Source organism: Tabrizicola sp. (assembly GCF_016793705.1).
Classification (GTDB): domain Bacteria; phylum Pseudomonadota; class Alphaproteobacteria; order Rhodobacterales; family Rhodobacteraceae; genus Tabrizicola.
In genome coordinates this window covers 1-7,187 of record NZ_JAEULO010000061.1, presented here as the reverse complement: position 1 = coordinate 7,187, position 7,187 = coordinate 1, and the positions used below count along the sequence as shown (strand labels likewise).

Below are 7,187 nucleotides of genomic sequence, written 5' to 3'. Positions count from 1 at the left end.
GCCACGAAGCGGTTCCTCGGGCGGCGGTAGATGTCGCGCGGGGTGCCGATCTGCTCGATCTTTCCGGCGCGCATCACCACGATCCGGTCGGACATGGTCAGCGCCTCTTCCTGGTCATGCGTCACGAAGATGAAGGCGATGCCGAGGTTGTGCTGGAGCGTCTTCAGCTCCAGCTGCATCTGCTGGCGCAGGTTGCGGTCCAGCGCGGACAGGGGCTCGTCCAGCAGCAGGAGCCGGGGCTTGGCGATGATCGCGCGGGCCAGCGCCACCCGTTGCCGCTGGCCGCCCGAGAGCTGGCCCGGCCTGCGGGCGCCAAGGCCCGCAAGGCCGACCTTCTCCAGCGCTTCGGCGACCTGACCCTCGCGCGCAGCTTTGGGCACCCCCGCCACCTCCAGCGCATAGCCCACGTTCCGCGCCACGGTCATGTGGCCGAAGAGGGCATAGCTCTGGAACACCGTGTTCACCGGGCGACGGAACGGGGGCAGGGCGGTCAGGTCCGCGCCCCCCAGCCGCATCGTCCCGCTGTCCAGCACCTCGAAGCCCGAGATGGCGCGCAGGAGCGTGGTCTTGCCGCAGCCGGAGGGGCCGAGCAAAGTGACGAACTCGTTCGCGCCGACCGTCAGGTCCACCCCGTCCAGCGCGGCCAGCCGCCCGCCTTCCGGCGTGACGAATTCCCGCCGCGCCGCGCTGATTTCCAGAAGGTCAGCCATTCACTGCGCCGTGCGGATCGTGTTCCAGGCCCGGTCGTAGAGCTTCAGCGCCGCGCCGATATCCTCGAAGATCTGGAGCCGCTTCATCGTATCGGCACCCACGTTGATGTTGGGGTTCGACTTGATGAAATCGGGCGTCAGCTCGTTGGCCGGGATGTTCGGCGTGCCGTTGAACTGCTGGCTCACGTTCAGCGCGGCGATTTCCGGCTTCAAGTAGAACTCCATGAACTTCTTCGCGTTCTCCTTGTTCGGCGCCGAGGCGAGGACGCAGATGTTTTCCTGGTACATCGTGCCGCCTTCCGCGGGGATGATGTATTTGATGTTCGGCATCTCGGTGAAGAAGACGTTGCCGCCGACGAAGAAATGCCCCGCCGCGATGTCGCCCGAGGTCAGCATCGGCGGCACCTCGTAGGTGAAGGCGTTCACCGCCGCCTTGTGCGCCAGGACGTAATCCGCCGCCGCCTGCACCTCGGCGGGGTCGGTCGAGTTGACCGAGGTCCCGTTCATGATATGGCCGATGGCCAGCACCTCACGCATGTCATCCAGCAGGGTGATCTTCGCCCCGGTCTTTTCCGGGATGGCGAAGAAATCGGCCCAGCCGGTGATCGGGCCGGTGATGTCCTCGTTGTAGAAGATGCCCACGGTGCCCCAGGCATAGGGCAGGCAGTATTCGCTGGTCGGGTCCTCCTTGGCGCGCAGGAAGGCGGGGTCGATGTTCTTGAAGTCGGGGCTTTCGTTGATGCCGGTCTTTTCCAGGAGCCCCAGCTTGATCATGATGTCGTTCATGTGGACCGAGGGGAAGACGATGTCATATCCCGTCGCCCCGGCCTGGATCTTCGCCAGCATCTCCTCGTTGGAAGAATAGGTGTCCAGCGTGACCGCGATCCCGGTTTCCGCCGTGAAGCGGGTCAGCACCTCGGGGTTGATGTAGTCGCCCCAGTTGTAGAGCGCGAGCGTGCCTTCGGCCTGGGCCATCCCGGCGACGGCGGCAAGTGCTGCGGCCAATCCAAATGTCTTCATGATCTTCTCCCGGTTGGTGCCTTCGGGTCTGCGCCGGAACGGAAAGGCTTGGCGGGCGCGACTCGGGCATGTTATAGATTATGACAGAACGCTATCATTCGTCATCTTTGCTGTAAATGCTGTCATGAATGACCTGTCCTCCGAAGACTCCCCGCTTGCTGCAAGATTGCGCGGCATTTCCGGTGGATTGACCAAATCCGAGGCGGTCATCGCCCAGTGGCTGATCCTGAACGAGGCGACGCTGGGGCTGGAGACCGGCGCCTCGATCGCCGCGAAGACCGGCGTCAGCGAGATCACGGTCAGCCGGTTCCTGAAGCGGGCGGGTTACAAGGGCTTGCAGGGGCTGAAGGAGGATTTGCAGGCGGCGCTGGTTCATGCCCATGTCTCGCCCTCCGACCGCTATTTCCGCCTGCTCGACGGCGAGATCGGCGCGATCCTGAAGCGCGATGCCGACGCGGTGCTGGCCTTGGCGCATGAGGTGGAGAAACCCGCCTGGCCGCAGGCCATCGACGCCATCGCATCGGCCGACGAGGTCTTCGTCACCGGCTTCCAGACCATCCGCGGCATCGCCGAGGATTTCGCCCGGCGGCTGGCCATCGTGCGCGGGTCGGTGCGGTTCCTGTCGCCGCATGACGGCGGGCTGGTGGAATGGATCCCCTCGTTCCGCAGGGCCGAGGAGAAACGCTGCCTGGTGATGGTCGACATGGCCCCCTATGCGCGCGAGGCGCTGCCCATCGTGCAGACCGCGCGGGGGCTGGGGATGCAGGTGGTGGTGGTCACGGACGAGCTGAACACCTGGGCCAGCCCCGAGACGCCCTTCGTCTTCCATGTCGTGACCAAGGTGGATGCCTTTCTGGAAAGCACGGGGCCGATGACCACCCTGATGAACGTGATCATCCACGAGGTCGCCGGACGCGCGCCGGAGAAGGCCCGCAAGCGGATCAAGGACTGGCCGCCCATCATGCGGGGGCTGGGGCTTTACTAGCCGGTGACCGGGTCGACGCCCGGAGCGTCCCTCGCGGCTTGAGTTTGCCGGGAGACGCACATACACCTTCTCGGGACCAAGGAAGGACCGCCCCCATGCGCATTCATCAGGATCTGGCCGACACGATCGGGAACACGCCGCTTCTGAAGCTGAAGAAGGCCTCGGAGATGACCGGCTGCACGATCCTCGGCAAGGCCGAGTTCATGAATCCCGGCCAGTCGGTGAAGGACCGGGCGGCGCTTTACATCATCAAGGACGCGGTGGCGAAGGGCCTCTTGAAGCCGGGCGGGACCATCGTCGAGGGCACGGCGGGCAACACCGGCATCGGGCTGGCGCTGGTGGGCGCGAGCATGGGCTTTCGCACGGTGATCGTGATCCCCGAGACGCAGAGCCAGGAGAAGAAGGACATGCTGCGGCTGGCGGGGGCCGAACTGGTGCAGGTTCCGGCGGCACCCTACCGCAACCCGAACAACTATATCCACTACTCGCGCAGGCTGGCCGAGGCGCTGGCCAAGACCGAGCCCAACGGGGCGATCTGGGCCAACCAGTTCGACAATGTCGCCAACCGCCAGGCGCATATCGAGACGACGGGGCCGGAAATCTGGGAGGAAACCGGCGGCAAGGTTGACGGCTTCATCTGCGCCGTGGGGTCGGGGGGCACGCTGGCGGGCGTCGGCATGGCGCTTCAGCCGAAGGGGGTGAAGATCGGCCTCGCCGACCCGGAAGGTGCGGCGCTGCATTCCTTCTACACCACGGGCAAGCTGGAAAGCCCCGGCACCTCGATCACCGAAGGCATCGGGCAGGGGCGGATCACCGCGAACCTGGAAGGCTTCACACCCGATTTCAGCTATCGCATCCCGGATGCCGAGGCGCTGCCGATCATCTTCGACCTCCTGACCGACGAAGGCCTTTGCATGGGCGGCTCCACAGGCATCAACATCGCGGGCGCGATCCGCATGGCGCGCGAGATGGGGCCGGGCAAGACCATCGTCACCATCCTGTGCGACTATGGCAGCCGCTATCAGTCGAAGATCTACAACCCGACCTTCCTGCGCGAGAAGGGCCTGCCGGTGCCGGACTGGCTGGATCGGGCGGGCCGGGCGATCCCCACGGTCTACGAAGACGCATGAGGCGGCTCTTCCTCTCGCTGGCACTTCTGCTGACGCTGGCCGCGCTGCCGGTCGTGGCGCAGGACCAGACGGGGGAAAACGCCAGCGCCGAGCCCGCGGCTGACGGGGCCGAGCTTGACTATGCGCTCTGGGAGCGGATGGCCGAGCGGGCCGAGACCGAGATCGAAAATCGCCAGACATCGACCGACCGCATGGAAGAGGTCCGGGCGCAGCTGGCGAAGTGGCGGGCGGCGCTTCTGAATGCGCAAAGCGCCAATTCGGCCCGCATTGCTACCCTGCGCCAGCAGATCGAGGCCCTTGGACCCGCCCCCACCGACGGCGCGGTCGAGGCCGACGAAATCTCGGCGCGGCGGCAGGAGCTTGCCAGCCAGCTGGTCAAGTTGCAGGCCCCCGGCATCGCCGCCGAAGAGGCCTACCGGCGGGCGGACGGGCTGATCGACGAGATCGACCGCACCCTGCGCGAACGCCAGGCCGACCAGTTGCTCCAGCTCTGGCCTTCGCCGCTGAACCCCGGCAACTGGCCCGAGGCAGCGATCGGTTTTGCCGACACGGTGCAACGGCTCTGGGACGAGACGGCAGAGGCCTGGGAGGACCCCAAGGCGCGGGGCGAGCTGTTCGACAACCTGCCGCTGATCCTGGTCCTGGTCGTCGTGGCGGTGGCGCTGGTGGTCTATGTCCGGCGCTGGACCGAGCGGTTCACCGACCGGCTGCAACAGGGCGCGACGGTGCGCGGGCGGAATTTCTGGGCGCTGATCGCCTCGCTTGGAGCCATCGTTCTGCCGACGCTGGGGGTGGTGGCGCTGTCCTGGGCGCTTCTGGCCAGCGGGATGCTGGGCGAGGTGGGTCGGCTGATCGCGGTGGCGCTGCCGTTTGCGGGGCTGATGGTCTTTGCCTTCGCCTGGCTGGGCGCGCGCGCCTTTCCGCGGTTGCAGGGCGACGGCGCAGTGTTGCCCTTGCCGCCCGAGCGGCGGGCCGAGGGGCGGTTCCTGTCCGTGATGATGGGGCTGGTGATCGCCGCCAACATGCTGCGCGGCGCGGCGATGGACGCGCAGGCCTATTCCGACGCCACGACCTCGGTCATGTCGTTCCCGATCCTGCTGACCGGGGGCCTCGTGCTGATCCGGCTGGGGCGGACGCTGCGCAAGACCCGCGAGGCGGATGAGAAGGGAGCAAGCTATGCGCTGCGGCTGATCCAGCTGCTGGCGCAGGGGCTGACCGTACTGGGGGTGCTGGGCCCGGTGCTGGCGGGCTTCGGTTATGTGCAGGCGGCGCAGGCGGTGATCTATCCCGCGATGCTGTCCTTTGCGCTGGTGGCGTTCCTCTTCATCCTGCAGCGGCTGATCGGCGATGCCTGGGCGCTGCTGACCAAGCAGGAGGAGACGGGCCGCGATGCGCTGGTGCCGGTGCTGGCGGGGTTCGTCCTGTCCATCGCCGCGCTGCCGGTGCTGGCGCTGATCTGGGGCGCGCGGCTTTCCGACCTGACCGAGCTTTGGACCCGGTTCAGCGAGGGGTTCCAGCTGGGCGGCACCAAGATCTCGCCGTCGAACTTCGTGTTCTTCGCGATCGTCTTCGTGATCGGCTACATGCTGACGCGGCTGTTCCAGGGTGCCCTGCGCACGACGATCCTGCCCAAGACCCGGATGGACCAGGGCGGCCAGACCGCGCTGGTTGCGGGCATCGGCTATGTCGGCATCTTCCTCGCCGCGCTTATCGCGATCAACGCCGCCGGGATCGACCTTTCCGGCCTTGCCATCGTCGCCGGTGCCCTTTCGGTCGGCATCGGTTTCGGCCTGCAGAACATCGTGTCCAATTTCATCTCGGGCATCATCCTTCTTATCGAGCGCCCGGTCAGCGAAGGCGACTGGATCGAGGTTGCCGGGGTGCAGGGACGCGTGCGGGCCATATCCGTCCGCTCGACCCGGATCGAGACCTTCGACCGCAACGATGTCATCGTGCCGAATGCCGATCTGATTACCGGCCAGGTCACGAACTGGACGCGGTTCAACCTGTCGGGACGGTTGATCGTGCCGGTCGGCGTCGCCTTCGGGTCCGACACCCGCAAGGTCGAACGCGTGCTGCTTGAAATCGCGGAAGCGCAACCGCTGGCGGTCCTGAACCCGCCGCCGGTCGCGGTCCTGATGGGATTTGGCGCCGATGCGATCCTGTTCGAACTGCGGATCATCCTGCGCGACGTGAACTTCTCGCTTGCCGTGCGCAGCGAGATCAACCACCAGATCGTCGAACGCTTCGAGGCGGAAGGCATCGAGATTCCCTTCGCGCAGTCCGACGTCTCGCTGCGCAACGTCGAAGAGATCGCCCGCGCGCTGGCCGTGCTGCAGGGCCATCCGGTCACCGATACACTGGCAGGGACGCCCCCGACCGCTGCCCCCGATGCGGCCGCCGCGCCGCTGTCCGCGGATGACGAGATAGGACAGGCCGGATGATGACCGATCTCTTGTTCCGCGACGATGCCTACCGGACCGCCGCCGAATGCCGGATCACCGGCCACACGCCCGAGGGCGGGATCCTCGTCGACCGCTCGGTCTTCTACGCAACCTCGGGCGGCCAGCCCGGTGACAGCGGCATGCTCGACTGGGGCGGAACGCGGATGCCGATCGCGACGGCGGTGAAGGCGGCGGGGGGCATCGCGCTCATCCCCGCCGAACCGATGCCGATGCCGCCGATCGGCGCGCCCGCCCGCCAGCTGATCGACTGGACCCGCCGCCACCGCCACATGCGGGTGCATACCGCGCTGCATCTCCTCTCGGTGGTGATCCCGCTGCCGGTGACCGGCGGCCAGATCGGCGCGGACAAGGGGCGGCTCGATTTCGACATGCCCGAGCCCCCCGGCGACGTGGCCGCGCTGGAAGAGGCGCTGAACAGCCTGATCCTGCGCGATATGACGGTCAGCGACGACTGGATTACTGACGAGGAGCTTCTGGCCAATCCGGGGCTGGTGAAGACCATGTCGGTGCGCCCGCCCATGGGGCAGGGCCGGGTGCGGCTGGTCAGGATCATGGACGGCGAGGCCCTGGTCGACCTGCAACCCTGCGGCGGCACCCATGTCCGCCGCACCGGCGAGATCGGCCGGGTCGAGATCGGCCGGATCGAGAACAAGGGCCGCCAGAACCGCCGGGTGACGATCACGCTGGCCTGAGCGCAGCCGACGCCGACCCCGGGCGCCGGGATTTCTCGACAGGGGGCAGATATCCCCTTGAACAGCCCGGCAAAGCCGGGGTATCAGCGCCCGACGGACAGTTGGCCGAGTGGTCGAAGGCGCACGCCTGGAAAGTGTGTAGGCGGGGAACCGTCTCGAGGGTTCGAATCCCTCACTGTCCGCCA

The 7,187-nt window shown here is 66.9% G+C and carries 6 protein-coding genes and 1 tRNA gene; 5 read left to right on the top strand and 2 right to left on the bottom strand.

From position 1 onward, the window contains the following. A partial coding sequence (locus JNJ68_RS15735; RefSeq protein ID WP_294983544.1) for an ATP-binding cassette domain-containing protein occupies positions 1-710 on the bottom strand: 710 nt, incomplete at its 3' end. Continuing rightward, on the bottom strand, positions 711-1,730 hold the full coding sequence (locus JNJ68_RS15730) for a spermidine/putrescine ABC transporter substrate-binding protein (RefSeq protein WP_294983541.1): 1,020 nt from the start codon (positions 1,728-1,730) through the stop codon (positions 711-713). A 124-nt stretch (positions 1,731-1,854) separates the two neighbouring features. Between JNJ68_RS15730 and JNJ68_RS15725 the strand changes: the two genes are divergently transcribed. The 5 genes from JNJ68_RS15725 (at position 1,855) to JNJ68_RS15705 (ending at position 7,187) form a co-directional block, all read left to right on the top strand. Further along, positions 1,855-2,715 carry a MurR/RpiR family transcriptional regulator gene (locus JNJ68_RS15725; protein ID WP_294983538.1) on the top strand — a complete coding sequence of 287 codons (861 nt, stop codon included), beginning with the start codon at positions 1,855-1,857 and terminating at the stop codon, positions 2,713-2,715. 95 nt (positions 2,716-2,810) lie between these two features. Beyond that, complete coding sequence (locus JNJ68_RS15720) at positions 2,811-3,845, top strand: cysteine synthase A (RefSeq protein WP_294983535.1); 1,035 nt, start codon at positions 2,811-2,813, stop codon at positions 3,843-3,845. Next, positions 3,842-6,289 (top strand): DUF3772 domain-containing protein, encoded by a 2,448-nt coding sequence (locus tag JNJ68_RS15715; RefSeq protein WP_294983532.1) that lies wholly within the window; start codon positions 3,842-3,844, stop codon positions 6,287-6,289. Before JNJ68_RS15720 ends, JNJ68_RS15715 begins: the two co-directional genes overlap by 4 nt. Further along, positions 6,289-7,002: an alanyl-tRNA editing protein gene (locus tag JNJ68_RS15710; protein WP_294983546.1), complete on the top strand. Its 714-nt coding sequence runs from the start codon at positions 6,289-6,291 to the stop codon at positions 7,000-7,002. Before JNJ68_RS15715 ends, JNJ68_RS15710 begins: the two co-directional genes overlap by 1 nt. 95 nt (positions 7,003-7,097) lie before the next feature. Next, positions 7,098-7,187, top strand: a tRNA-Ser gene (locus JNJ68_RS15705).

What these genes read in the sequence shown, in the direction of transcription:
- JNJ68_RS15720 (WP_294983535.1), top strand. Translation starts at nt 2,811, where the DNA reads ATGCGCATTCATCAGGATCTGGCCGACACGATCGGGAACACGCCGCTT.
- JNJ68_RS15715 (WP_294983532.1), top strand. Translation starts at nt 3,842, where the DNA reads ATGAGGCGGCTCTTCCTCTCGCTGGCACTTCTGCTGACGCTGGCCGCG.
- JNJ68_RS15730 (WP_294983541.1), bottom strand. Translation starts at nt 1,730, where the DNA reads ATGAAGACATTTGGATTGGCCGCAGCACTTGCCGCCGTCGCCGGGATG.
- JNJ68_RS15725 (WP_294983538.1), top strand. Translation starts at nt 1,855, where the DNA reads ATGAATGACCTGTCCTCCGAAGACTCCCCGCTTGCTGCAAGATTGCGC.
- JNJ68_RS15710 (WP_294983546.1), top strand. Translation starts at nt 6,289, where the DNA reads ATGACCGATCTCTTGTTCCGCGACGATGCCTACCGGACCGCCGCCGAA.